Here is a 24,466-nt window from a genome sequence, read left to right as displayed (position 1 = left end):
CGTCCACTGTGTAGGTTCTGAAGTAACGACCTGTGTTTTTGCCGGGTTGGTTAATTTCATAGTGTTTCGGTGGTCATTGCGTTAGGGAAACGCCCGGTTACATTCCGAACCCGGAAGCTAAGCCTTTCAGCGCCGATGGTACTGCAGGGGGGACCCTGTGGGAGAGTAGGACGCCGCCGAACAAATTTTGAGAAAAGCCCCGCGGGAACCAACGTTCCCGCGGGGCTTTTCTGCGTTTTCGTGATCTTGGGACCCGGAGCACGGCCCGGCCGGCGGGGCAGGTAAGGTCAGGGGGCATCGTTGGCACATTTCCCCCACAGGAGGCCCCCGCGTGGAGGTCCAGGAGACGCGGGTCCAGACGGATCGCGTCCTCACCATCCCGAATATCCTGAGCATGGCGCGCCTCGTCGGCGTGCCGGTGTTCCTGTGGCTGATCCTGTGGCCGGAATTCGGTGGCCCGAACGCTGATCTCTGGGCGCTCCTGATCCTCGCCCTGAGCGGCGTCAGCGACTACCTGGACGGCAAACTCGCCCGGCGCTGGAACCAGATCAGCAGTCTCGGGCGCATCCTCGACCCGGCTGCCGACCGCCTCTACATCCTGTCGACCCTCGTCGGTCTGACGTGGCGCGAGATCCTGCCGCTCTGGCTGACCGCGGCCCTGCTGGCACGGGAGCTGATGCTGCTCATCGCGGTCGGATTCCTCGGACGCCACCGTTACGGGCCTCCCCAGGTGAACTTCCTGGGCAAAGCGGCTACGTTCAACTTGATGTATGCCTTCCCGTTGCTCCTCCTGAGCGACCGGAGGGGCTGGCTTCACGAACTCGCCACAGTTTTCGGATGGGCGTTCGCAGGATGGGGTACGGCGCTCTACTGGTGGGCAGGGATCCTCTACGTGGTCCAGGTCCGTCGAATCATCAGGGCGGACGCCGCCACGGCCGACTGAGCTCTCCGAACCGGCAGGTTGTGCCAGGGCCCGGCGCCCGTACGTAAAACAGGTTCAGCGGGCGATTTGGACAGGTGAAGTCGGCAAGACCGTCGTCTCTTAGAGGAGGACGCTTCCGACATGAAGGCCGTTGTGATGGCCGGCGGCGAAGGAACACGCCTTCGCCCCATGACGTCCAGCATGCCCAAGCCCCTGCTTCCGGTCGCCAACCGGCCGATCATGGAGCATGTACTCAGGCTGCTGAAACGGCATGGTCTCCATGAGACCGTCGTAACCGTGCAATTCCTTGCCTCGCTGGTCAAGAACTATTTCGGTGACGGCGAAGAGCTCGGGATGGAGCTCACCTACGCCAATGAGGAAAAGCCACTCGGTACCGCAGGCAGCGTGAAGAACGCCGAGGAAGCCCTCAAGGACGACGCCTTCCTCGTCATCTCCGGTGATGCCCTCACTGATTTCGATCTCACCGACCTGATCAGGTTCCACAAGGAAAAGGGCGCCCTCGTCACCGTCTGTCTCACACGGGTTCCCAACCCGCTCGAATTCGGCATCACCATCGTGGACGAGGCCGGCAAGGTCGAACGTTTCCTGGAAAAGCCCACCTGGGGCCAGGTCTTCTCGGACACCGTCAACACCGGTATCTACGTCATGGAGCCGGAGGTCTTCGACTACTTCGAGCCCGATGTGTCCGTCGACTGGTCGGGCGATGTCTTCCCGCAGCTCATGAAGGAAGGCAAGCCGATCTACGGCTATATCGCCGAGGGCTATTGGGAGGACGTCGGCACACACGAAAGCTATGTGAAGGCACAGGCCGATGTGCTCGAAGGCAAGGTCGATGTCGAGATCGACGGCTTCGAGATCTCGCCGGGCGTCTGGGTCGCCGAGGGTGCCGACGTCCACCCCGACGCGGTGCTCCGCGGGCCGTTGTACATCGGCGACTACGCCAAGGTCGAAGCGGATGCCGAACTTCGGGAGCACACCGTCGTCGGCTCCAATGTCGTCGTCAAGAGCGGTGCCTTCCTGCACCGTGCCGTGGTGCACGACAACGTCTACATCGGCCAGCAGAGCAATCTGCGCGGCTGTGTGATCGGCAAGAACACCGACATCATGCGAGCCGCCCGTATCGAGGACGGCGCCGTCATCGGCGATGAATGCCTTATCGGTGAAGAATCGATCGTGCAGGGCAATGTACGGGTCTACCCGTTCAAGACCATCGAGGCCGGCGCCTTCGTCAATACGTCGGTGATCTGGGAGTCCCGTGGCCAGGCGCATCTGTTCGGCGCCCGCGGTGTGTCCGGGATCCTCAATGTCGAGATCACGCCGGAACTCGCCGTGCGGCTCGCGGGCGCCTATGCCACCACGCTCAAGAAGGGCTCCACGGTCACCACCGCGCGCGACCACTCCCGTGGCGCCCGGGCGCTCAAGCGCGCGGTGATCTCCGCGCTGCAGGCCAGCGCCATCGACGTACGCGATCTGGAGAACGTCCCGCTGCCCGTCGCCCGCCAGCAGACCGCCCGCGGCAGCGCCGGCGGCATCATGGTCCGGACGACGCCCGGCGTGCCGGACTCCGTCGACATCATGTTCTTCGACGAGCGGGGTGCCGATCTCTCGCAGGCCGGACAGCGCAAGCTCGACCGGGTCTTCGCCCGCCAGGAGTACCGTCGCGCCTTCCCCGGGGAGATCGGCGATCTGATCTTCCCGGCCAGCGTCTTCGACTCCTACACCGGTTCCCTGCTGCGGGCCGTGGACATCACGGGCATCAGCGAGTCCGGGCTGAAGGTCGTGGTGGACGCCTCGAACGGCAGCGCGGGCCTGGTCCTTCCCAGCCTGCTGGGACGGCTTGGCGTGGACGCCCTGACGATCAATCCCGGGCTCGACGAGTCCCGGCCGACCGAGACGCCCGACGCGCGGCGCTCGGGGCTCGTCCGGCTCGGCGAGATCGTGGCATCGGCCCGGGCCGCCTTCGGCGTGCGCTTCGACCCCGTGGGCGAACGGCTCTCCCTCGTGGACGAGCGCGGCCGGATCATCGAGGACGACCGCGCGCTCCTGGTCATGCTGGATCTGGTGGCGGCGGAGCGACGCGCCGGGCGGGTGGCGCTACCGGTGACCACGACCCGGATCGCGGAGCAGGTGGCGGCCTACCACGGGACGCAGGTGGAGTGGACGACGACCTCGCCCGACGATCTGACCCGGGTGGGGCGCGAAGACGGCACGGTCTTCGGCGGGGACGGCAGGGGCGGATTCATCATCCCCGAGTTCAGCAGCGTCTTCGACGGTGCTGCCGCCTTCGTCCGGCTGATCGGTCTGGTGGCCCGTACCCAGCTCACGCTGAGCCAGATCGACGCACGGATCCCGCGGGCGCACGTCCAGCGCCGTGACCTGGCCACCCCCTGGGCGGTCAAGGGGCTCGTCATGCGGCATGTCGTCGAGGCGGCCGGAGACCGGGACGTGGACACCACCGACGGCGTACGGGTCGTGGAGCCCGACGGGCGCTGGGTCCTGGTGCTGCCCGACCCCGCTGAGGCGGTCACCCACCTGTGGGCGGAAGGGCCGGACGACGCCTCGGCCCAGCAGCTGCTGGATGAGTGGGCCGCAGTGGTGGACAGCGCAGGACGCTGACCCGGACCCCACCGGCGGCCCGTGCCCCGGCACGCCGGTGGGGCCATTGGGAGACCGTGCGGCCGACGTGCGACGATGTGCGGCATGTCGCAGCAGCGCCCCGATCGGAGCAACACGAACACCTCGGCCGCGCGCCCCGATGCGTCCATGTCGCTGCTGACCAATGTGATGGATCACAGTCTCGACGACGGATATGCCGAGGCGGCCGCTCGGAAGTCCGAGGCCGGGGTGCGCGGTCTGCCGCGTACCCTGCGGGCGAAGTTGGGCCTCGCGGCCGGTCTGGTGCTCGCCGCGCTGGTGGTGACGGTGGGTGCGGCGCAGGCGCGGATATCGGCACCGACGCTCGCCAAGGAGCGCGAAGAGCTGATCAACCGCATCCAGAAGGGCACCGGCGAGGCGGACCGGCAGCAGCAGCGGGTCGATGCCCTCCGGGACGACGTCAGCAAGATGCAGCGCCAGGCGCTGAAGCAGCACGGCGGCGACAAGGCCGAACTGCTGGCCCTGCTCTCCGGTTCGACCCAGGTCTCCGGACCTGGCGTGAAACTGGTCGTGGACGATGCCAAGGACGCGCAGTCCAGCGGCGGCGGACCGCGTGAGAGCAGTGGTTTCTCGGACACCGGGCGGGTACGCGACAGGGACATGCAGCGCGTGGTCAACGGCCTGTGGGCGTCCGGTGCGGAGGCCATCTCCGTCAATGGACAGCGGCTTACGTCACTCTCGGCGATCAGAGCCGCAGGAGACGCCATACTGGTCGACAACAAGCCACTGGTGCCGCCTTATACGGTGCTGGCGGTGGGGGACGGGCAACGGCTGAGCACCGCTTTCCAGGACAGCGCCGACGGTCAGTACCTCCATGTGCTGCAGGAGAACTATGGCGTCCGCACCAGGATTTCCGTGGAGAACGAGGTCAGGCTGACGCCCGCGCCCAGTTTGATCGTACGTACCGCAAAGCCGCAGGCCGGTGCCGCCAAGGCGGACGGCACCGACACAGGGAAGGGCACATCGTGATCGCCGTATTGGGCCTCATCGTGGGAGTCGTGGTCGGGCTTGTCGTCCGACCCGTGGTGCCGACGGTGGTCGAGCCCTACTTGCCGATCGCTGTCGTCGCGGCGCTGGATGCCGTGTTCGGCGGTCTGCGCGCGATGCTGGACGGCATCTTCGACGACAAGGTCTTCGTGGTCTCCTTCCTGTCGAACGTCGTCGTCGCCGCGCTGATCGTCTTCCTCGGCGACAAGTTGGGCGTCGGTGCCCAACTCTCCACCGGCGTCGTCGTGGTGCTGGGTATCCGGATCTTCTCCAACGCCGCCGCGATTCGCCGGCACGTCTTCCGGGCGTGAGGCGGATGTCGACGGACGAGATCCCGGAGCCGGAGAAGAAGCCGGAGTGCTCTGAGCAGGCGGAGCAGCCGGCGCGGGCGGATCAGGCGGACCAGCCGGATCAGCCGCAGCCTGAGAAGAAGCCGGAGCCCGGAAAGCAGCCGGAGCCCGAAAAGACGCCGGAGCCCGAGAAGAAGACCGAGCCGGAGGAAGCGCCGGAGCGGGACCAGGGCAGCGGCCCGTCCGGCCGGCGGCCGATGCCGCCCGAGAGCCGGAGCACTCCGGAGTGGGCGGAGGCCGAGGAAGATACCGAAGCTCCGGAACCGGACAGTGCTGGACAGAAGGCCGACAAAGGGGCAGACTCCTCGACTCCGGAGGCGGTTGCCGATAACGGGAGTGCGGAGCGCCCGAAGGGCGGTCGGGAGCGGCTGGTGGCGAGTCTGTGGCCGCCGCGGGTGACCCGGGCTCAACTGATCGTTGCGTTGCTCCTGTTCATTCTCGGCCTCGGCCTGGCGATTCAGGTACGTTCCACAAGTGACAGCAGTGCGCTGCGGGGTGCGCGTCAGGAGGACTTGGTGCGCATTCTGGATGAGCTGGACAATCGCTCCCAGCGGTTGACCGACGAACAGCGGCGCCTGGAAGGGCAGAAGACCGAGCTGGCGAACAGCTCGGACCAGGCCGAGGAGGCCCGTAAGCAGACCGTGGAGAAGGAACAGCAGCTGGGCGTGCTGGCCGGGACCGTCGCGGCGCAAGGGCCCGGCATCAACCTGACCATCGACGACCCGACGCACTCCGTCGAGGCGGACAAGCTGCTGGACACCATCCAGGAGCTGCGGGCGGCCGGCGCCGAGGCCATCCAGGTCAATGATGTCCGGGTCGTCGCCAACACTTCTCTCTCGGATCTCCGGGGTGGCGTGGGGATCGACGGCAAGCGTGTGGTGCAGCCGTACCGCTTCAAGGTCATCGGCAAGCCGCAGGATCTGGAACCGGCGCTGAACATCCCCGGCGGAGTGGTCCAGACGCTGGAAAAGGAGCAGGCCAAGGTGTCTGTGACCCGTGAGGAGAAGATCATTGTGGACGCCTTGCGAGAGGCGAAGCGGCCTGACTACGCTCGGTCGTCATCGCAGTGAGGCGTACACGTATGTCGAGTGCCCGGCGAGGGCATGAGGTAGCGGGGGGTCGACGCACCGTGCGTGTGGTGTGTGGTGGAAACTGTCTGAAGGCCACGGACGTTCACAGGATGTCCGGATCGGCCGGTGTGTGCATCGAGGGTTCGTCCTGCCCCACGGGCGGGTCTATGTCGTTCAAGGGGAATCGCCCGTGAAGTTGTTTGGAAAGCTGTTCGGCAAGAGCGCGCGCCAGGATGGCGGCAGCGGCTCCGCGCGGCACCGTGCGTCGGGCCGGTCCGACGAGAGCGGAGCGGCGGAGGACCGTCCGCTCTTCCGTGACGAGGTCAGCGGTCCGTCCGGGGGGTACGGCGCGGGTTCTGTTGACCCCTCCGGTGCCGGCCGCATAGGTTCCCAGGAATCATCAGCCGCACCCACGGGTGGAGGGTCGTCCTTGCCGGTTTGTACGAGGTGTGGGAACCGGAATCCCGAGGCGAGCCGGTTCTGCTCCAACTGTGGTGCGCCGCTGCGTCCGGGCGCACAGCCCGAGCGGGCGTCCGAGACGACCTCGACGATCTCCATTTCGGGGCTGGAGGCCTACGACTCGGAGACGACGGGCCAGAACCTGTCGCCGTCGCTGTCTCCCGAGGCCCAGGCGGCTGTCGACGCCCTTCCGTTGGGGTCGGCGCTGCTGGTCGTCCGCCGCGGTCCGAATTCGGGCAGCCGCTTCCTTCTGGACAGTGAGCTGACGACGGCGGGCCGGCATCCGCAGGGCGACATCTTCCTCGACGATGTGACGGTCTCGCGCCGTCACGTGGAATTCCGCCGGGGTCCGGACGGGCTCTTCACGGTCGCCGACGTCGGCAGCCTGAACGGCACCTACGTCAACCGCGAGCGGATCGACTCCGTCACCCTTGCCAACGGCGATGAGGTCCAGATCGGCAAGTTCCGCCTGGTCTTCTACGCCAGCCAGCGAGGCGCCGGTATCTGACCGGCCGGGGAAGGCATATGCGCGATACACCGAAAGGCGGTGCCGGCTTTGCCGGCGCCGCCTCCTCGGACGGTAAGCCGGTGAGCATCGGCACGGTGCTCACCCTGCTGCGCGAGGAGTTTCCCGAGGTCACCATCTCCAAGATCCGCTTCCTGGAGGCCGAGGGGCTGGTCGAGCCGAAGCGCACGCCTTCCGGATACCGCAAATTCACGGCGGCGGACGTCGAGCGGCTGGCCGCCGTCCTGCGGATGCAGCGGGACCACTATCTGCCGCTGAAGGTCATCCGGGAGCATCTGGACGCCCTGGAGCGCGGTGAGCGGGTGCAGCTGCCCGCTCCCGCCACGCCGTCCCGCGATCTCGTCGAAGGCGTGCACGAGCCGGGTGAGGAGCGCCCCACGGCTGCCCGCATCGGCCGGGCGGAACTGCTGGCCGCCGCGGAGGTGGACGAGGCGGCCCTCGCCGACTGGGAGTCCTACGGACTCATCGTCCCTCATGCGGAGGGCGGATACGACATCGAGGCCGTCACGGTGGCCAAGCTCGTTGCGGACCTGGGCCGTTTCGGTCTGGAACCGCGGCATCTGCGTGCCGTGAAGGCGGCCGCCGAGCGCGAGGCGGGCCTGGTCGAGCAGGTCGTTGCACCCCTTCGGCGGCACCGTAATCCGCAGACCAGGGCCCATGCCGAAGCCACCGCCAGAGAGCTGGCGACGCTGTCCGTACGGCTGCACGCGGCACTGGTGCAGAGCGCTTTGCGGGTCCGGCTGTAGTGAGCAAACGAGTGCCCGACTACCCAAACCGGCCGGGCACGTCCTAGGGTTGCTGTGTGAACGAGCTCGACGTCGTGGGTGTCCGGGTGGAAATGCCTTCCAGCCAACCGATCGTGCTCCTGCGGGAGGTGGGAGGCGACCGATACTTGCCCATTTGGATCGGGCCAGGGGAGGCCACCGCCATCGCCTTTGCCCAGCAGGGCATGGTCCCTGCCAGGCCGCTGACGCATGACCTTTTCAAGGATGTGCTCGAAGCGGTGGGCCAGGAGCTGACGCAGGTCCGCATCACGGATCTGCGCGAGGGGGTTTTCTATGCCGAACTTGTCTTCGCGAGCGGAGTCGAGGTCAGCGCGCGTCCGTCCGACGCCATAGCGCTGGCTCTGCGCACCGGAACGCCGATCTTCGGTACCGACGGTGTGCTGGACGACGCGGGCATCGCCATCCCGGACGAGCAGGAGGACGAGGTGGAGAAGTTCCGCGAGTTCCTCGACCAGATCTCGCCCGAGGACTTCGGGACCAACAGCCAGTAATACCGGCCAGGCGAACCGCCTGTTTCCGGCCAAACCTCTAGCTGTTCCCCGTGCGGGGTCACGAGAAACCACTCGTAGGGTGATTATCACTCGGCGTGGCGAGCGCGGCGATCGTTGACGCACCCCGAGTGACTGCATACCGTCGATGTGGCAGGTCCCGTCCGGGACGTGGAGGACGGAGGGCGGCGTGGCAATCACCGGCGACGGTATGGCGGCGGAAGGGGCGTTGCCGCTCCACTCGGGCGCAACAGCGAACCCTGCCCCGGCACCGGCCGCGGCGGTGTCGGGGGACTGCGAGGCTCAGAACATCGGCTATCGCGGCCCGACCGCCTGTGCGGCAGCGGGCATCACCTATCGGCAGCTCGACTACTGGGCGCGTACGGGCCTGGTGGAGCCGAGCATCCGGCCGGCGTACGGCTCCGGCACGCAGCGGCTCTACAGCTTCCGGGACGTCGTGGTCCTGAAGATCGTCAAGCGGCTGCTGGACACCGGGGTGTCGCTGCAGAACATCCGCACCGCCGTCCAGCACCTGCGGGCGCGCGGGCTGGCGGATCTGACGCGGATGACGCTGATGAGCGACGGCGCGACGGTCTACGAGTGCACCTCGCCCGACCAGGTCGTGGACCTGCTCCAGGGCGGCCAGGGCGTCTTCGGGATCGCCGTGGGCGTGGTGTGGCGGGACGTGGAGGGCGTGCTGTCACAGCTCCACGGGGAGCGGGTGGACACCGGCGAGACCCTGATCGGGAAGAACCCGCACGACGAGCTGGCGCGGCGGCGCAACCGGGCGGGCTGAGTCCCCGGCGGCATCATCGGCCCGGCACGGGCCGATTGTCAGTGGCATGGGGCAGCATCGGAGATGTGAGACCCGCACCGACGATCCTGCATCTCGACATGGATGCGTTCTTCGCGGCCGCCGAGCAGGCGGCGAAGCCGAGCCTTCGCGGCAAGCCCGTGGTGGTCGGCGGGATCGGCGTGCGCGGGGTGGTCTCCACGGCGTCGTACGAAGCCCGGGTGTTCGGGGTCCGGTCCGCGATGCCCACGGCCCAGGCGCGGCGGCTGTGCCCCAACGCCGCTTATCTCACCCCGCGTTTCTCGCTGTACCGCCAGGTGAGCGACACGGTGATGGAGCTGCTGCACGCGCTGTCGCCGCTGGTGGAGCCGCTGAGCCTGGACGAGGCCTTCGTCGACCTGGAAGCGGGCGGGGTGCCGCCCCGGACGGCCGCCGCGCGGGCCGTGGGGGAGCGGCTGCGCCGCGAGATCCGCTCCGCCACGGGTCTGACCGGCTCGGTGGGGCTGGCCGGCGCCAAGATGCTGGCGAAGATCGGGTCCGAGGCGGCCAAGCCGAACGGTCTGGTGGTGATCGAGCCCGGTACCGAGCGGGAGCTGCTGGGCCCGATGACGGTGCGGACGCTGCCCGGGGTGGGGCCCGCGACGGCCGAGACGCTGCGCCGGGCCGGGATCCACACCGTCGCGGAGACCGCGGAGGCCGGCGAGGCCGAGCTGGTGCGGCTGCTGGGCAAGGCGCACGGTGCCGGGCTGTATGCGATGGCGCTGGGGCGGGACGACCGTCCTGTGGTGGCCGAGCGGGACGCGAAGTCGATCTCGGTCGAGGACACCTTCGAGGTCGATCTGACCGACCGGGCGCGGGTGCGGAGCGAGGTACTGCGGCTGGCGGACCGCTGCGTGGAGCGGCTGCGGGCCGCCGGGCGCTCCGGGCGGACGGTGGTCGTCAAGGTGCGCAACTACGACTTCTCGACGCTGACCCGCTCCGAGACGCTGCGTGGGCCCACCGACGACCCCGCGGTGATACGGGAGGCCGCCGTGCGGCTGCTGGAGATGGTGGACACCACCGGCGGGGTGCGGCTGCTGGGCGTGGGGGTCAGCGGCCTGGCCGACTTCACACAGGAAGACCTGTTCGCTCAGGTGGCGACGGAGCGGGAGGCGGCGGAGGCGGAGAAGGCCGCGCGGGCGGCGGCGGAGCTGTCCGGTGGCGCGGCCGCGGCGCGGGAGGCCGAGGAGGACCGGCCGCGGCGCTGGCATCCCGGACTGGACGTGGTGCACGACGAGTACGGCGCGGGCTGGGTGCAGGGGAGCGGGGTGGGGAGGGTGACCGTACGCTTCGAAACGCCATGGTCCGCACCGGGGAGGGTGCGGACCTTTGCTGTCGAGGATCCGGCGCTGCGGCCGGGGGAGCCCCTGCCGCTGGTGGGCGGGGGGCCGGCGGACGGTCAGTCGTCCGAGCCGGCGATCCTGCCGAAGTCCTTGTCACCCGAGCCGGGCGAGGACACCGGGTCGGAGGCCGGGGAGGAGATATCCAGTCGGTAGTGGTGATAGAGCTGAAGTTCCTGCTCAGGGGAGAGATGGCGGCCGACGCCGAAGTCCGGCGCGTCCTTGATCAGCTTGCGGTCGTAAGGAATGTGCAGGCCCTCACCGACCATCTTGCTGGGTTCGAGGGGGACGAACGCGTCCCGGCTGAAGAGTCCGGTGCGCACGGCCGCCCACTCCGGTTCCCCCGTCGCGTCGTCGAGGTAGACCTCGTCGATCGTGCCTATTTTGGCGCCGTTACGGTCGAACGCTTTGCGGCCGATCAGGCTCCGGGGATCGATATCGGTTTGCACGGTCCCTCCAATTGGTCGCAACTGCCCTCTGACAACAACCAAACGGCACATTTCATGCCCTGGCCACTCGAAGGATCCTTCGAGTGCGGCGCTGGTAGGCTGGCCAATGGCCGCTGACCCCGTGCGGGAGAGTCCTTTGTCGTTCGCGGCGAGGGCGCCGAAGGAGCAAATCCTCCCCGGAATCTCTCAGGCACACGTACCGCGTGGGCGAGGTCACTCTGGAAAGCAGGGCGGGCCGCGGAAGGCACAGCTCCGGGACCCCTCCTCACCGACGGTGAAAGCCGGGCCGCCTCGCGCGGGCCGGTGAAGCTCTCAGGTTGAGATGACAGAGGGGGAGGCCGTCCGGGCACCCGTGCCGTGGTGCCCCTCGTAGGTCGTACGACCAGGAGGCCCCCGCAGATGACCACCAATCGCATCTCCTTGACCGAGCTGGAACGCGGCACCCCCTTCGAGCGGCGGCACATCGGTCCCGACCACGAGGCGCAGGCGAAGATGCTCGCGCACATCGGGTTCGGATCGCTGGACGAGCTCACCGACACCGCCGTTCCCGATGTGATCAAGAGCGCGGAGGCGCTCGGGCTGCCGCAGGCCCGTACCGAGGCCGAGGTGCTGCAGGAGCTGCACGGCCTCGCGGACCGCAACCAGGTGCTGGCGTCCATGATCGGACTCGGCTACTACGGCACGTTCACCCCGCCGGTGATCCTGCGCAATGTCATGGAGAACCCGGCCTGGTACACGGCCTACACCCCCTACCAGCCGGAGATCTCGCAGGGGCGCCTCGAGGCGCTGCTGAACTTCCAGACGATGGTCGCCGAGCTGACCGGTCTGCCCACCTCCGGCTCCTCGCTGCTGGACGAGGGCACCGCGGCCGCCGAGGCGATGGCGCTCTCCCGCCGGGTCGGCAAGGTCAAGCAGGGCATCTTCCTGGTCGACGCCGACTGTCTGCCGCAGACCATCGCCGTGATCCAGACCCGTGCGGAGCCCACCGGCGTCGAGGTCGTGGTCGCCGACCTGTCCGACGGCATCCCGGCCGAGATCGCCGAGCGAGGTGTGTTCGGCGTGCTGCTGCAGTACCCCGGCGCCTCCGGTGCGGTCCGTGACCCGCGCGCCGTGATCGAGCAGGCCCACGAGCTGGGCGCGGTCGTCACCGTTGCCGCCGATCTGCTCGCCCTGACGCTGCTGACCTCGCCCGGCGAGCTCGGCGCGGACATCGCCGTCGGCACCACCCAGCGCTTCGGCGTCCCGATGGGCTTCGGCGGGCCGCACGCCGGCTTCATGGCCGTCCGCGACCAGTTCGCCCGCAGCCTGCCCGGGCGTCTGGTGGGCGTCTCCGTCGACGCCGACGGCAACAAGGCCTACCGCCTTGCGCTGCAGACCCGCGAGCAGCACATCCGCCGCGAGAAGGCCACCAGCAACATCTGCACCGCGCAGGTGCTGCTCGCCGTCATGGCCGGCATGTACGCCGTCTACCACGGCCCCGAGGGGCTGCGGACGATCGCCCGCCGCACCCACCGCTACGCCGCGGTCCTCGCCGAAGGCCTGCGGGCCGGCGGGGTGGAAATCGTGCACGGCGCGTACTTCGACACGCTGACCGCGCGGGTGCCCGGCCGGGCGGCCGAGGTCGTCGCCGCCGCCCGCGAGGCCGGGGTCAACCTCCGGCAGGTCGACGCCGACCTCGTCGGTATCGCGTGCGACGAGACCACCGGGCGTGCGCAGCTGGCCGGCGTCTGGGGCGCCTTCGGGGTGCACGGCGACGTCGAGCAGCTGGACGCGGCCGCCGCCGAGACGCTGCCGCAGGACCTGCTGCGCAGCGACGACTACCTCACCCACCCGGTCTTCCACCAGTACCGCTCCGAGACCGCGATGCTGCGCTACCTGCGCACCCTCGCGGACAAGGACTACGCACTGGACCGCGGCATGATCCCGCTCGGCTCCTGCACCATGAAGCTGAACGCGACCACCGAGATGGAGCCGGTCACCTGGCCCGCCTTCGGGCAGCTGCACCCCTTCGCGCCGGCCGCCCAGGCCCAGGGCTATCTCACGCTCATCCAGGAGCTGGAGGAACGGCTGGCCACCGTCACCGGCTATGACAAGGTCTCCATCCAGCCCAACGCCGGATCGCAGGGCGAGCTGGCCGGCCTGCTGGCGGTGCGTGCCTACCACCGCGCCAACGGTGACGAGCAGCGCACGGTCTGCCTGATCCCGTCCTCCGCGCACGGCACCAATGCCGCCAGCGCGGTGATGGCCGGGATGAAGGTCGTCGTCGTCAAGACCGGTGAGGACGGCGAGGTCGACGCCGACGATCTGCACACCAAGATCGAGAAGCACCGTGACGAACTCGCGGTCCTGATGGTCACCTACCCCTCCACCCACGGCGTGTTCGAGGAGCACATCACCCAGATCTGCGCGACGGTGCACGACGCCGGCGGCCAGGTCTACGTCGACGGCGCCAACCTCAATGCGCTGGTCGGCCTCGCCGAGCCCGGCAAGTTCGGCGGCGATGTCTCGCACCTCAACCTGCACAAGACGTTCTGCATCCCGCACGGCGGCGGTGGCCCGGGCGTCGGCCCGGTCGGCGTACGCGCCCACCTGGCGCCGTACCTGCCCAACCACCCGCTGCAGCCCGGCGCGGGCCCCGAGACGGGCGTGGGACCGATCTCCGCGGCGCCCTGGGGCTCGGCCGGCATCCTGCCGATCTCCTGGGCGTACGTCCGCCTGATGGGCGGCGAGGGCCTCAAGCGCGCCACCCAGGTCGCGGTGCTGAGCGCCAACTACATCGCCAAGCGCCTGGAGCCGCACTACCCGGTGCTCTACACCGGCCCCGGCGGTCTGGTCGCGCATGAGTGCATCATCGATGTGCGGCAGCTGACCAAGGCGACCGGCGTGAGCATCGACGACGTCGCCAAGCGGCTCATCGACTACGGCTTCCACGCGCCGACGATGTCGTTCCCGGTGGCCGGCACGCTGATGATCGAGCCGACCGAGAGCGAGGACCTCGGCGAGCTGGACCGGTTCTGCGACGCGATGATCGCCATCCGTGCGGAGATCGAGAAGGTCGGCACGGGGGAGTGGGACAAGGACGACAACCCGCTGCGCAACGCCCCGCACACCGCGGGCGCGCTCGGTGGCGAGTGGTCGCACCCGTACACCCGCGAGGAGGCCGTCTTCCCGGCCGGTGTCGAGGCCTCGGAGAAGTACTGGCCGCCGGTGCGGCGCATCGACGGTGCCTTCGGCGACCGTAACCTCGTCTGCTCCTGCCCGCCGCTGGACGCGTACGACAAGTGAGTCACGGCATCTGAGTCAGGGCAACTGCTCCGGGCGAGGATGCACCGCGGCGGATGCACCGCAACATTCAAGGGCCCTCGGCAGATCTGCCGGGGGCCCTGTGGTGCGTGCCGCTCGCGGGTCAGGCGGCGGCGGTGGCGCGAGTGCGGTGCGGGGCGATGACCTGCCCGTCCGGCAGCAGCTCACCGGTGTCCTCGAAGAGCAGGACGCCGTTGCAGAGCAGGCTCCAGCCCTGCTCCGGGTGGTGCGCCACAAGGTGTGCGGCCTCCCGGTCGGTGGAGTCGGCTGACGGGCATGGCGGTTGGTGCTGGCACATGGAGGTTGTCTTTCGCTGCGGTGTGGTGAACGTCGTTGTGCGGCTCGATGAGCTGTGCATGGCCGCTCCCCCGTTTCCATCGGTCGGTCCCAGTGTTGCCCCACGGAGGGGATTCCGCAGGGATTTCGCAGCAGCGGTACTCACTCGATACGGACGCGTCACCCGTGCGGGCGGTTGCTCCCAATTGCACTCCTCCCCAAGCGGGTTGGGAGTGGTAGCCGCGGACTAGCCCGCCTGGGTGAGCGCGACAGAGCGCCCCGTGGCCCGAAGGGGCCGCGGGGCATGCTCATGCCGGGTGACGGGCGCCGGTGCCCACCGGGGAGAACCGGGGCCGGAGGGCGGGTTCAGGCGGGTTCGGCGAGGAGCGGGGTGGCCGGTGTGAGGCGGAGGGTGAGCCGGGGGAGCAGGTCGGCGATGCGCTGTGGACGGTGCGCGGCGATCCCCGGCGGGGCGGGCGCCAGCGGCACCAGCAGGTCGCCGGGCGCGGCAAGTCCTTCGGTGCCGTCCGAGGTGAGGTCGTGGTGCAGCCAGAGGGTGAGCATGTAGAGCTCGGGTACGGACAGCAGTCGCGGCTGGTAGGGGGTGGCAAGCGACTCGGCCTGCGACAGTGCCTGCTCGGTCGCGGCGAGATAGGGGCCGCCGCAGAACCGTGCGAAGGTCCAGCCGTCCGCGGTGAGCACCGCTTCGGCGGTCGCCACGGCCCGCTCCCCGCCGCGGACCAGGAAACGCCAGCCGGCCAGGCGGGTCCGCGGCACACCGCCCGTCCGGCTGACGTCTTCCCAGACGTGGACCGGCAGCGGGTGGTCGGGGCTGAGCGGACCCTGATGGGCGCGCAGCGCGGAGACCGGGGCCTCGCGGACCGCGGTGGGGGAGCCGAGGGCGGCGAGAACGCAGCGCAGGGCAGGCGTGGGGGCAGGGGGAAGGTGCAGCGGCATGGTGGGTCGCCTCTCACTTCGGAGACACGGTGGAGCCTGGCAGGGTGCAAACGACGCTGTCTGCGTGCGGGGTCAGAGCGTGGCCGGCCGGGGCTGCGGCCCGGCGAGGTCAGTCGCTGTGCCCCCGTGCCGGTGGAAACACCGGGACGCTGGGCGCCAAGTCTCTGCCTCGTAAGCGGAGTTTATACGACGTATGTTCTGAAAGTGTTTCGACTACCGGCCTTGTGGATTTCGGGCAAGGGGAAATCCAGACCCTTGTGTGAGGCGCTTTCTTCCGCTTTGTGCCTCGCTTTTACGGGGCTGCCTCGTATTCCTGCGGCGGCGCGGTAGGCCGGATCTCGTCGGTATTTCTCGCGGCGGAAATGCGGAAGGCGATCGCCACCGAGATATGCCTGAGGGAGGTGCCGGAGGCCGGTCCACTTCGAGCCTATCGGTACCGGCGTGCCGCCGCGGCGTTATCGATCAGATTGCCGGGGCATCATCGACCGTAGCGTGAGCCCCGCCGCAGTCGGGGAAGGCCCCAAGCGGCCCGTGATCACGGGCCGTTCACTCGAGGAGGGACCCTTCGATGGGGGAGAAGGTCGCCGCGGACGGGATCGACCTGGCGGACCGGGAGCGTTATCGAAGAAAGCTCCACGAGTGCCTTGCGGGATTGCGGAGGCTCCTGGAGGAGGAGAGGTTCGACCGGCCCAAGAATCTCATGGGCCTGGAGATCGAACTCAATCTGGCGGGCGCCGACGGGCTGCCCCGGATGATGAACTCTCAAGTTCTTGAGCGCATCGCCAGCGGTGATTTCCAGACCGAACTCGCCCAGTGCAATCTAGAGGTCAACATCCTGCCGCACCGATTGAGCGGCCGGGTCCTGGACCAGCTCGCCGAAGAACTCCGTACGGGACTCGCCTATGCCGAAAGGAAGGCCCGCGAGGTCGCCGCCCGGATCGTGATGATCGGCATCCTGCCCACCCTGCACGCCACCGACCTCACGGCCGCCAGCCTCTCCGAGAATGACCGCTATGTCCTGCTCAACGACCAGATGCGGGCGGCCCGCGGCGAGGACTTCGCCCTCGACATCCGGGGCGTCGAGCATCTGGTCTCCCGCTCGCCCTCCATCGCGCCGGAGGCCGCCTGTACCTCGGTCCAGCTGCACCTCCAGGTGACACCGGGCCGCTTCGCCGCCGTCTGGAACGCGGCACAGGCCATCGCCGCCGTGCAGGTGGCCGTCGGCGCCAACTCACCGTTCCTCTTCGGCCGTGAGCTGTGGCGCGAATCCCGGCCGCCGGTCTTCCAGCAGGCCACCGATACCCGGGCGCCCGAACTGCAGACCCAGGGGGTACGCCCCCGGACCTGGTTCGGCGAGCGCTGGATCGACTCTGCCTACGACCTGTTCGAGGAGAATCTGCGCTATTTCCAGCCGCTGCTGCCGATGTGCGGACCGCAGGAGCCGCTGCGGGTCCTCGACGAGGGCGGGGCCCCCGACCTGGCCGAACTGGTCCTGCACAACGGCACGATCTACCGCTGGAACCGCCCCGTCTACGCGGTCGCCGACGGGGTTGCGCATCTGAGGGTCGAGAACCGGGTGCTGCCGGCCGGACCCACCGTCGCCGACGTCATCGCCAACACCGCCTTCTACTACGGGCTGGTACGGGCGCTGGCCGAGGAGCCGCGGCCCCTCTGGTCGCGGCTCCCGTTCGCCGCCGCGGCCCGCAACTTCGACGCCGCCTGCCGGTACGGGATCGACGCCACCCTTGACTGGCCCCGCCCCGGACGGGCCGGCGGGATCACCGACATCCCGGCCGTACGGCTGGTGCGCCGGGAACTGCTGCCCCTGGCGGCCCGCGGGCTGGACGCCTGGGGAGTGGAGCCGGCCGACCGTGACCACTACCTCGGCATCATCGAGGAACGCTGCCGGCGCCGGGTCAACGGCGCGTCCTGGCAAGCCGCGGCCTGCCGGCACGCCCGGCGGCAGGGCCTGGACCGGGAGGCCGCGCTCGCCGCGATGACCCGGCGCTACAGCGAGCTGATGCACACCGGGGAGCCGGTGCACACCTGGCCGGTCGCCTGGCCGGTCGGCCGGCGGCCCGTCGTACGGGAGCCACAGGAGGCGGCGACCGAGGGAATGTAGCGGGGCGGCGGAGCGTACCCGGGGGTACGGCGGGACGGGGCCCGGTCCTCGCGCGCGGTGCTCAGCGCGGCCCCTTGCCGCCCGCTGTCATCAGGGCCTTGAGAAGCACCTGGTGGATCTGCGACGGGTCGCCGACCCGGTGGGCCGATCCGCCGGTCGGCGCCACGATGCGGTCCAGGGCCGCGGTGTCGGCCGCCGGGCCGATCGCGAGGGCGATCACCGGCACCGGTCTCTTGGGGTCGAAGAGCTCCTTGACCTTGCCGACCAGGGTGTCGAGGCCGATGCCGCCGGCGTCGTCGGCCCCGTCGGTGACGATGACCAGGGAGTTGAGCTTGCCGCTCGTGTACGTGGTGCAGGCTTCCCGGTACGCCGCGAGCGTGGTGTCGTACAGGCCGCCGGCGGCACGGGGCACCGGGGCCAGCGAGCCGAACGCGGCGGTGAGGGCATCACGGTGGGTGCCGCCGGACGGGTCCCGGTCGCCGAGGCGGCCGGTGGGGGACAGCTCCGCATAGTCCTTGTCGCCGTCCAGGAAGGTGGCGAACTCCCACAGCCCGATCTCGTCCTCGGGCGTGAAGGTGGCCAGCGCCTGGAGCAGGGAATGCTTGGCGAGATCCATCCGGGACCGGCCGCCGCCGCCCGGGACGGGGACGCCCATCGACGCCGTGGCGTCCACGACCGTGGTCAGGCGGAGGTTCTGGACGGTGACCGTCCACCTGCCCATCACCGCCTGGAGTTCCTTGACGGTCGGCGGATCGGCGGGGGCGGCGGAGTACGGCTGCGGGGCGCGCCCGCCGGCCGCGGTGACCACCTTCGCATCCGCCTCGCCGTTGCCGGCCCGGAAGCCGTGCCGGCGCAGCGTGCGCTGTCCGTCGGCCTCGCCCAGCAGCGTCATGAAACGGCTGGCGGCACGGGTCTGCTCGGGGTTCATCTCCGCGTCGTCGACCAAGGTGTACGGGTAGTCGAGCCGGGCCGTGCCGTCCTGGGGATAGAACAGGTCCAGACGGGGGCCGCCGCCCGCCGCGGCGTTGTGGGCATACGCGGCCTGTTCCGACAGCAGCAGCGCCTGGTTGCGGCGCGGATTGCCCTGCTCCGCACCGGAGCCGTCCCGCGGCAGGGTGGCCAGGGCCTGTCCGTCGCCGTCCGCGATCCGCTGGTGGAGAAGCTTGGCCGTCGCGGCGGTGCGGGTGCCGGCCTCGCCGCTGTCCTGGGAGTCCTTGGCGTTGGCGGCGCCGATCCGGTCCAGCGCGAGCAGCCCGGTGGCGCTGCGCGCCGGGTCGGCGACGCCCAGGCGTGGCGCGTCGCCAGAGGTCGTGGCCCTGATCAGCTTCGTCCAGGTGTAGGTCTTCCCGGGCCAGCCCAGCGAGCCGGCGGCACCGGGGACGGCGCCCAGCGCGATCGGGGATGAGGCGATGGTGCTCGCGGCGGTCAGCGGAGTGCCACGCTCCGCGTCGACCCGGTCCACCCACAGGCTCGAATCCGGTATCCATACCTGGAATTCAGGGTTGACCGGCCGCTGCCCGAACGCGTCGGCTACGTCGCCCGGAGCCCGCGCGGTGATCCTGACGTCCAGACATCTGCCGTCGGTGCGCGTCGCGTCCTCGCGGGCAGTCTTGGCCACCGCGTCGAGCGCCGGGGCGATATCGGGCGAGGCGGCCACGTCGAGCCGCGCCGACCGGCCGTCGCACGGGTCCCCGAACGGGAGCAGACCGCTGCGCAGCGCCACCACCGAGCCCGCGACGACGGCCAGCACCAGGCCGGTGGAGAGGACGAGGGTGCGCCGGCGTGCATCTGAGCGGGCCCCCGTGCGCTCCGGTGCGGAGCCGTCGGGCAAGCTGTGTCGTCCCATTGCGGTAGCGCCTCTCCTTCTCGGAGCTCGATCGGGATTCGATGGGGAGAGGGGAAGCGCGCCACGTGGATGGCGCCCGTCCCCGGCCTGTCGCGCGCGATCTTCGTAGCTGCTGCCGAGACCCTAGCGGGGCGGTGGTGGCGAAGAGGCGGTAATGCGGAAGTGGAGGAAGCGTGCAGTCGGATACAAGTCCCGTGGCTGATGCGGACGTTCCCGGTAAAGGGACCGGTGCGGGGCCGGGAACGGGCGTGGCCGAGGAGCCGTCCCGGAGCATCCTGCGCAGCGAGACGCTGATCGTCCTGGCCCTCTCGCTGGGCGCCAGCGCGGTGTCGGCGCTGATCAGCTTCATCGGATCGCTGACCAAGCCCGGCGGCCTCAAGCACCAGGCGGCGACGCTCAACGGCTCGCATGCGCCAGGGCGGCCTTGGCTGGATCTCGCCTGGCAGCTGTTCGGTATCGCGACGGCCCTCGTCCCCGTGGTGCTGGTGGCACACTTTCTGCTGCGTGAACGGGCCGGGGGGCTGCGGGCGATCGGCTTCGACCGGCGGCGGCCCGGTTTCGACCTGAGCCGCGGGGCCGGGCTGGCTGCCGTCATCGGTGGCAGCGGGCTGCTGCTCTATCTGGGTGCGCGGGCGGCCGGATTCAATCTCACGGTGGTCCCCGAGGCGCTGCCCGCGGTGTGGTGGAAGATCCCGGTGCTGATCGCCTCCGCGGTGCAGAACGCCGTCCTGGAGGAGGTCATTGTCGTCGGGTATCTGCTGCGCAGACTGGGGCAGTTGGGCTGGTCCCCGCTGGCGGCGCTCCTGGCCAGTTCGTTGCTGCGCGGTTCCTACCACCTCTACCAGGGCATCGGCGGCTTCGTCGGCAACATGGTGATGGGCGTGATCTTCGTCCTGCTCTACCGGCGCTGGGGGCGGGTCGGGCCGCTGGTCGCCGCCCATGCCCTGATCGACACCGTGGCATTCGTCGGCTATGCGGTGCTCGCCGGGCATGTGGGGTGGCTGCCGACGGCGTGAGACGGACGAGGCGCGGGTCACCGCCGGCGCCGGGCGCGCACCCGAGGACTGACCCGTAATCCCTGCGTCCGCCAGGGGCTACGGGACGGTCCTCAGGGACCGCTGTTACCCGGTCCGGCTCAGCCGGTGACCAGCAGCTCGCCGTCGATGACCGTGACCGCCGAGCCGGTCAGCAGCGTACGGTCGCCGCGCAGCTCGGTGCGTACGAAGCCGGTGCGGGCGGCGCCCTGCAGGCCGACGAGCGCGTCACGGCCCAGGCGTGCCGACCAGAACGGGGCGAGCGCGGTGTGCGCGCTGCCCGTTACCGGGTCCTCGTCGATACCCACCCCGGGGAAGAAGCAGCGCGAGACGAAGTCATAGCCGCCGCCGGGGTTTTCGGCGCGCGCCGTGGTGATCACGCCGCGGCCGCCGTGTCCGGCCAGCGCCTTGAGATCCGGGGCGAGCGCCCGTACGGACTTCTCGTCGGCCAGCTCCACCAGGAGATCCCCGACATCCGGGCCGGTGTCGTGCGCCGAGCGGATCTCGGCGCCCAGGGCGTCCGCGACGAGCGGCGGCACCTCGACGGGCGTGAGCGGGGCGGTAGGGAAGTCCATGGTGATCGCCCCGCCGGCGCCGGCCGTCGTGGTCAGCACCCCGCTCCGGGTGCGGAAGCGGACGGTCCCGGTGGCCGTCCCGGTGGTGTGCAGCACATGTGCGGTGGCCAGTGTGGCGTGCCCGCACATGTTCACCTCGGCGGCCGGGGTGAGCCAGCGCAGCGCCCAGTCGGCGTCCTCGCCCTCGGGCAGCGGGTGCGCAAAGGCGGTCTCGGAGAGGTTGACCTCGGTGGCGACCTGCTGCAGCCAGGCCGTATCGGGGAATGCGGCGGCGTCGAGGAGCACGACTCCCGCGGGGTTTCCGGCGAACGGACGCGCACTGAAGGCGTCGACGATACGAATCCTCATGGCCGCGAGCGTAGAGGTGCCGCAAAGCCGCAGGCCAAGGCCAATCCGAGGGAATTGGCCACAGAGGGCGGGGACGGTCGTGGCTGCTCGTGGCGCACCGTCGGCACAAGGTTGACCTGTGCCGGCAGCCGCACGAAGGTCGCACTCGGCACCACCGGCAGCAGGAACCGCGTGCCGTTCACCGGACCAGGGCCTCGGCGAGTTCTCGCGGCCGGGCGGCGAACGGGCTGTGGCTGCCCGGCAGGGTGTGGACGGTGAACGGCTCGCCCGGCATGGCCCGGTCGGCCTCCGCGATCATCAGGTCCTGTGTGCCCGGTCCTCCGCGCAGCGCAGGAAGGTGCGTTTGATGCGGCCCCACCGTGCCCCGGTCAGGGTGACCGGAGTTGACGCGAGGGCCAGTGGCAGGTCGGGGCTGAGCGCGGAGCGCCAGCGGTCGAAGCAGTCGGCGGGCGTGTCGTGGTAGTGGGTCTGCCGCAGCTCCTCGACGTAGGCGGGGTCCGGCGAGAGCGGGTTGATGCGGATGCCGCCCAGCGCCTCGGGATCACCGAGGGGGAGGCTCTGTCCCCGTGCGGTGGCGTTCTCGGGGGCGGCGAGGTAGTCGACGAACCGGGGGCGGCCGGCGGGAACGTACGCGGAGACGTAGACGATGCGGTCCACCAGCTCGGGCGCGCGCTCCGCGGCCAGCGACGCGGGGCCGCCGCCCGCGCTGTGGGCGACGAGCACGACGCGGCCGTAGTGGCGGACCTGGTGCAGCGTGTCCAGGACGGCATCGGCGCAGTCGTCCATCGTCACGTCGGCGAGCCGCGACTTCTCGGTCAGGAGATCGGGCTGACCGGGCCGCAGGTACCCGCTGGGCAGGGGGGCGTCGAAGCCGTGCCCGGGCAGGTCGACGGCCACGCTCGCGGCACCGAGACCGGCGAGTGCGCGCTGCGTCGCCGCCCACTGCCACGAGCCGTGCCAGGCGCCGTGGACGAGGACGAGGACGGTGTCGTTCACCTCGGTGTTCGGGGAGGTTGTCATGGCTGCTATCCCAGTCGGCGACGGCTGCGTCATCCAGCGGAAGATATGGCACGCCGGGCGGCGATACTTTCCATGTATGAAGGAGGCCCATGGAGGCGCGGCATCTGCGGTACGCACTCGCCCTCGCCGAGCACGCGCACTTCGGCCGGGCGGCCCGCGCGCTGGGCATCGCGCAGCCCCCGCTGTCCAAACAGATCGCCGACCTGGAGCGCGAGATCGGGGCTCGGCTGTTCGACCGCACGCGGCAAGGGGTGTTCCCGACCGGCGCGGGTGAGGCGTTCCTCGCCCGGGCGCGGCGGGCACTGGAGGAGATGACGGCGGCCACGGTGGACGCCGGCCGGGCGGCGCGCGGCGAGACGGGGCGGCTGCGCCTGGGTTTCATCGCCTCCGCGCTGCTCGACCCGTTGCCCGACGTCCTGGGCAGGTTCGGCCGCGAACGGCCCGACGTGCGGCTGGAGTTGCACGAGATGGCATCCAGCCGCAGCGCCACCGCACTCATCGCCGGAGAGCTGGACGCGGCCGTCACCCTGGGTCCGCCACGAGGCACCGGGGCCGAGCACCTGGTGTCCGTCCCGATCGGGCATGACCACCTGATCGCCGTCGTCAGCAGCACGCACCCCTACGCAGGTCAGGCGTCGGTGAGCGTGGACCAGGTGCGGCGGCAGCCGCTGATCGTGGCCGCCGGGGAGGACGAGCCCGCGGTCACCGCCGGGCTGCGCACCCTGCTGGGCGACGACGCGGTGGACGGTGCGACCTTTGCCAGGGACGTGCACACGATCATCGGCCTGGCCGCCTGCGGCGTCGGCGTGGGTCTCGGGCCCTCCCGCATCTCGGCCACCCCGCGCCCGGGCGTCTGGTTCTGCGAGGTGACTCCGCGCACGGCGCTGCCCGACCTGGTCCTGTCGTTCGCCGACCGGGACCGCTCCCCGGTGCTGGGCGCCTTCCTCGACACCGTCCGCCGGAACTGCCCGGACGCCGGTGCCGCGCTCGACCGGCGGTTGGGCGGCCCACGGGGGTCGGGTTCGGTTCCGTCAGCCGCCCCCTGAGGGTTCGGCCGCGGACCGGGTCCACCGCACACCGTGCCGGCTCGCCGAAGCCTGGGCCGCGCGGGCCGGACGCCAACAACCGACCCAGCCATGACTCGTCACCCACGTGATCCCGCACTGTCGCCGAGTGGTACCAGCCCGCGAAGCCCTGACCGTCCTTGCGCCAACTGAACGGACCGGGCCTTTTCCCTCAACGGCAGGCTCATGTGCCGCTCACCGGGGCCGAGTGGGGACACGCAGTTCGAACCTGTGGATCCGGTGCGCGACGCACAGGTCACACCAACTCCACTCGGGGCCTTGCTTCGACGAACAGTCCCGATATATCGTTGAGGTATCGCGACCGATCAACGACAGAATGGGAGGACGCCCTCATGCGTTCCCATGGATACGAGCACGGACATGAACACGGACACGAGCGCTGCGGTCCCGGCCACCATGGCGGCCGCGGCGGCCGCGGCGACTTCCCGGGCGGCGAGCGGAGGCGTTCCCCCTTCGGCCCGTTCGGCCCGCCGTTCGGGGGCCCGCCCTTCGGCGGGCCGCCCATGGGCGGGCGGGGGCGCGGCGGACCGCGCGGCCGGGCGCGGCGCGGCGATGTGCGCGCCTCGATACTGGCGCTGCTCAAGGACCGCCCGATGCACGGCTACGAAATGATCCAGGAGATCGCCGAGCGCAGCGGCGGGGCGTGGAAGCCCAGCCCCGGCTCGGTCTACCCGACGCTGCAGCTCCTCGAGGACGAGGGGCTGATCACCAGCGCCAGCGAGGGCGGCAAGAAGCTGTTCTCGCTGACCGACGCGGGGCGCACCGAGGCCGACAGTGGCTCGGACGCCCCCTGGGAGGACGCCGGCCGCGGCGTCGACTGGGAGGCGATGAACGAGATCCGCAAGGCCGGCAGCGGCCTGGTCGAGGCATTCCGTCAGGTGTGGGCCACGGGCAGTCCCGCCCAGCGGGAGAAGGCCATGGCGGTGGTCAACAGGGCGCGCAAGGAGCTGTACCTGATCCTCGCCGAGGAGGACTGAGCGAGCGCGGGGCGGAGGTCGCGGCAGCGGAAGCTGCTG

20 protein-coding genes, 1 rRNA gene, 1 pseudogene and 2 riboswitches are annotated in these 24,466 nt (G+C 70.1%); of the genes and pseudogenes, 16 read left to right on the top strand and 6 right to left on the bottom strand.

The window, feature by feature from the left end; genetic code table 11:
- Positions 1 to 65 precede the first annotated feature (65 nt).
- The 11 genes from rrf to ABR737_RS08250 all read left to right on the top strand — a co-directional run bounded on the left by rrf (position 66) and on the right by ABR737_RS08250 (position 10,591).
- A 5S ribosomal RNA gene (gene rrf, locus ABR737_RS08300) occupies positions 66 to 182 on the top strand.
- 149 nt (positions 183 to 331) lie between these two features.
- On the top strand, positions 332 to 943 hold the full coding sequence (gene clsA, locus ABR737_RS08295; protein WP_350249532.1) for a cardiolipin synthase ClsA: 612 nt from the start codon (positions 332 to 334) through the stop codon (positions 941 to 943).
- Between the two features lie 120 nt (positions 944 to 1,063).
- Positions 1,064 to 3,559 carry a sugar phosphate nucleotidyltransferase gene (locus ABR737_RS08290; protein ID WP_350249531.1) on the top strand — a complete coding sequence of 832 codons (2,496 nt, stop codon included), beginning with the start codon at positions 1,064 to 1,066 and terminating at the stop codon, positions 3,557 to 3,559.
- Between the two features lie 84 nt (positions 3,560 to 3,643).
- A complete protein-coding gene (locus tag ABR737_RS08285) occupies positions 3,644 to 4,567 on the top strand; it encodes a DUF881 domain-containing protein (protein WP_350249530.1) in 924 nt (307 codons plus the stop codon).
- Complete coding sequence (locus tag ABR737_RS08280; protein ID WP_003984969.1) at positions 4,564 to 4,896, top strand: small basic family protein; 333 nt, start codon at positions 4,564 to 4,566, stop codon at positions 4,894 to 4,896. The genes ABR737_RS08285 and ABR737_RS08280 overlap by 4 nt, the downstream gene beginning before the upstream one ends.
- 5 nt (positions 4,897 to 4,901) lie before the next feature.
- Positions 4,902 to 6,005 (top strand): DUF881 domain-containing protein, encoded by a 1,104-nt coding sequence (locus tag ABR737_RS08275; protein ID WP_350249529.1) that lies wholly within the window; start codon positions 4,902 to 4,904, stop codon positions 6,003 to 6,005.
- 118 nt (positions 6,006 to 6,123) lie between these two features.
- The gene (locus tag ABR737_RS08270) at positions 6,124 to 6,972 is read left to right on the top strand and encodes a double zinc ribbon and FHA domain-containing protein (protein ID WP_350256717.1); all 849 of its coding nucleotides are present in this window, start codon (positions 6,124 to 6,126) and stop codon (positions 6,970 to 6,972) included.
- 17 nt (positions 6,973 to 6,989) lie between these two features.
- Positions 6,990 to 7,736, top strand: coding sequence for a transcriptional regulator FtsR (gene ftsR, locus ABR737_RS08265; protein ID WP_093493101.1), 747 nt, complete (start codon positions 6,990 to 6,992; stop codon positions 7,734 to 7,736).
- Positions 7,737 to 7,792: 56 nt separating this feature from the next.
- A complete protein-coding gene (locus ABR737_RS08260) occupies positions 7,793 to 8,266 on the top strand; it encodes a bifunctional nuclease family protein (RefSeq protein WP_006606439.1) in 474 nt (157 codons plus the stop codon).
- A gap of 187 nt (positions 8,267 to 8,453) precedes the next feature.
- Entirely contained in the window at positions 8,454 to 9,059 is a 606-nt protein-coding gene (locus ABR737_RS08255) for a MerR family transcriptional regulator (protein ID WP_350249528.1), read from the top strand.
- Positions 9,060 to 9,124: 65 nt separating this feature from the next.
- Complete coding sequence (locus ABR737_RS08250) at positions 9,125 to 10,591, top strand: DNA polymerase IV (RefSeq protein WP_350249527.1); 1,467 nt, start codon at positions 9,125 to 9,127, stop codon at positions 10,589 to 10,591.
- On the opposite strand, the gene ABR737_RS08245 is transcribed toward ABR737_RS08250, so the two are convergent.
- Positions 10,495 to 10,884: a PRC-barrel domain-containing protein gene (locus tag ABR737_RS08245; RefSeq protein WP_336054270.1), complete on the bottom strand. Its 390-nt coding sequence runs from the start codon at positions 10,882 to 10,884 to the stop codon at positions 10,495 to 10,497. The two genes, ABR737_RS08250 and ABR737_RS08245, sit on opposite strands and share 97 nt — an antisense overlap.
- Positions 10,885 to 10,998: 114 nt before the next feature.
- Positions 10,999 to 11,096: riboswitch (glycine riboswitch) on the top strand.
- A riboswitch (glycine riboswitch) is annotated at positions 11,097 to 11,223 on the top strand.
- A gap of 60 nt (positions 11,224 to 11,283) precedes the next feature.
- Between ABR737_RS08245 and gcvP the strand changes: the two genes are divergently transcribed.
- A complete protein-coding gene (gene gcvP / locus ABR737_RS08240; protein ID WP_350249526.1) occupies positions 11,284 to 14,169 on the top strand; it encodes an aminomethyl-transferring glycine dehydrogenase in 2,886 nt (961 codons plus the stop codon).
- A gap of 121 nt (positions 14,170 to 14,290) precedes the next feature.
- Here gcvP and ABR737_RS08235 read toward each other — a convergent pair whose 3' ends face one another.
- On the bottom strand, positions 14,291 to 14,485 hold the full coding sequence (locus tag ABR737_RS08235; protein WP_182496663.1) for a DUF5999 family protein: 195 nt from the start codon (positions 14,483 to 14,485) through the stop codon (positions 14,291 to 14,293).
- 344 nt (positions 14,486 to 14,829) lie between these two features.
- On the bottom strand, positions 14,830 to 15,420 hold the full coding sequence (locus tag ABR737_RS08230; RefSeq protein WP_350249525.1) for a hypothetical protein: 591 nt from the start codon (positions 15,418 to 15,420) through the stop codon (positions 14,830 to 14,832).
- A gap of 568 nt (positions 15,421 to 15,988) precedes the next feature.
- Between ABR737_RS08230 and ABR737_RS08225 the strand changes: the two genes are divergently transcribed.
- A complete protein-coding gene (locus ABR737_RS08225; protein ID WP_350249524.1) occupies positions 15,989 to 17,542 on the top strand; it encodes a glutamate-cysteine ligase family protein in 1,554 nt (517 codons plus the stop codon).
- A gap of 61 nt (positions 17,543 to 17,603) precedes the next feature.
- On the opposite strand, the gene ABR737_RS08220 is transcribed toward ABR737_RS08225, so the two are convergent.
- On the bottom strand, positions 17,604 to 19,388 hold the full coding sequence (locus ABR737_RS08220) for a substrate-binding and VWA domain-containing protein (RefSeq protein WP_350249523.1): 1,785 nt from the start codon (positions 19,386 to 19,388) through the stop codon (positions 17,604 to 17,606).
- Between the two features lie 173 nt (positions 19,389 to 19,561).
- On the opposite strand from ABR737_RS08220, the gene ABR737_RS08215 reads away from it, so the two are divergent.
- Complete coding sequence (locus ABR737_RS08215; protein ID WP_350249522.1) at positions 19,562 to 20,404, top strand: CPBP family intramembrane glutamic endopeptidase; 843 nt, start codon at positions 19,562 to 19,564, stop codon at positions 20,402 to 20,404.
- A 119-nt stretch (positions 20,405 to 20,523) separates the two neighbouring features.
- Here the strand turns inward: ABR737_RS08215 and ABR737_RS08210 are convergent, their stop codons facing one another.
- Positions 20,524 to 21,345, bottom strand: coding sequence for a PhzF family phenazine biosynthesis protein (locus ABR737_RS08210; protein WP_350249521.1), 822 nt, complete (start codon positions 21,343 to 21,345; stop codon positions 20,524 to 20,526).
- A gap of 178 nt (positions 21,346 to 21,523) precedes the next feature.
- Positions 21,524 to 22,365 (bottom strand): annotated as a pseudogene (locus tag ABR737_RS08205) (alpha/beta fold hydrolase).
- 89 nt (positions 22,366 to 22,454) lie between these two features.
- On the opposite strand from ABR737_RS08205, the gene ABR737_RS08200 reads away from it, so the two are divergent.
- Positions 22,455 to 23,411 carry a LysR family transcriptional regulator gene (locus ABR737_RS08200; RefSeq protein ID WP_350249520.1) on the top strand — a complete coding sequence of 319 codons (957 nt, stop codon included), beginning with the start codon at positions 22,455 to 22,457 and terminating at the stop codon, positions 23,409 to 23,411.
- Between the two features lie 371 nt (positions 23,412 to 23,782).
- Positions 23,783 to 24,427: a PadR family transcriptional regulator gene (locus ABR737_RS08195; RefSeq protein ID WP_350249519.1), complete on the top strand. Its 645-nt coding sequence runs from the start codon at positions 23,783 to 23,785 to the stop codon at positions 24,425 to 24,427.
- The last annotated feature ends 39 nt before the right edge of the window (positions 24,428 to 24,466 follow it).

This window comes from Streptomyces sp. Edi2 (assembly GCF_040253635.1).
In the GTDB taxonomy this organism is placed as follows: Bacteria; Actinomycetota; Actinomycetes; order Streptomycetales; family Streptomycetaceae; genus Streptomyces.
Note: the sequence above shows the minus strand (reverse complement) of the source record. Positions and strands in the feature narration are given on the sequence as shown.

What these genes read in the sequence shown, in the direction of transcription:
- ABR737_RS08290 (WP_350249531.1), top strand. Translation starts at nt 1,064, where the DNA reads ATGAAGGCCGTTGTGATGGCCGGCGGCGAAGGAACACGCCTTCGCCCC.
- ABR737_RS08285 (WP_350249530.1), top strand. Translation starts at nt 3,644, where the DNA reads ATGTCGCAGCAGCGCCCCGATCGGAGCAACACGAACACCTCGGCCGCG.
- ABR737_RS08275 (WP_350249529.1), top strand. Translation starts at nt 4,902, where the DNA reads ATGTCGACGGACGAGATCCCGGAGCCGGAGAAGAAGCCGGAGTGCTCT.
- ftsR (WP_093493101.1), top strand. Translation starts at nt 6,990, where the DNA reads ATGCGCGATACACCGAAAGGCGGTGCCGGCTTTGCCGGCGCCGCCTCC.
- gcvP (WP_350249526.1), top strand. Translation starts at nt 11,284, where the DNA reads ATGACCACCAATCGCATCTCCTTGACCGAGCTGGAACGCGGCACCCCC.
- ABR737_RS08235 (WP_182496663.1), bottom strand. Translation starts at nt 14,485, where the DNA reads ATGTGCCAGCACCAACCGCCATGCCCGTCAGCCGACTCCACCGACCGG.
- ABR737_RS08230 (WP_350249525.1), bottom strand. Translation starts at nt 15,420, where the DNA reads ATGCCGCTGCACCTTCCCCCTGCCCCCACGCCTGCCCTGCGCTGCGTT.
- ABR737_RS08225 (WP_350249524.1), top strand. Translation starts at nt 15,989, where the DNA reads ATGGGGGAGAAGGTCGCCGCGGACGGGATCGACCTGGCGGACCGGGAG.
- ABR737_RS08220 (WP_350249523.1), bottom strand. Translation starts at nt 19,388, where the DNA reads ATGGGACGACACAGCTTGCCCGACGGCTCCGCACCGGAGCGCACGGGG.
- ABR737_RS08210 (WP_350249521.1), bottom strand. Translation starts at nt 21,345, where the DNA reads ATGAGGATTCGTATCGTCGACGCCTTCAGTGCGCGTCCGTTCGCCGGA.
- ABR737_RS08200 (WP_350249520.1), top strand. Translation starts at nt 22,455, where the DNA reads ATGGAGGCGCGGCATCTGCGGTACGCACTCGCCCTCGCCGAGCACGCG.
- ABR737_RS08195 (WP_350249519.1), top strand. Translation starts at nt 23,783, where the DNA reads ATGCGTTCCCATGGATACGAGCACGGACATGAACACGGACACGAGCGC.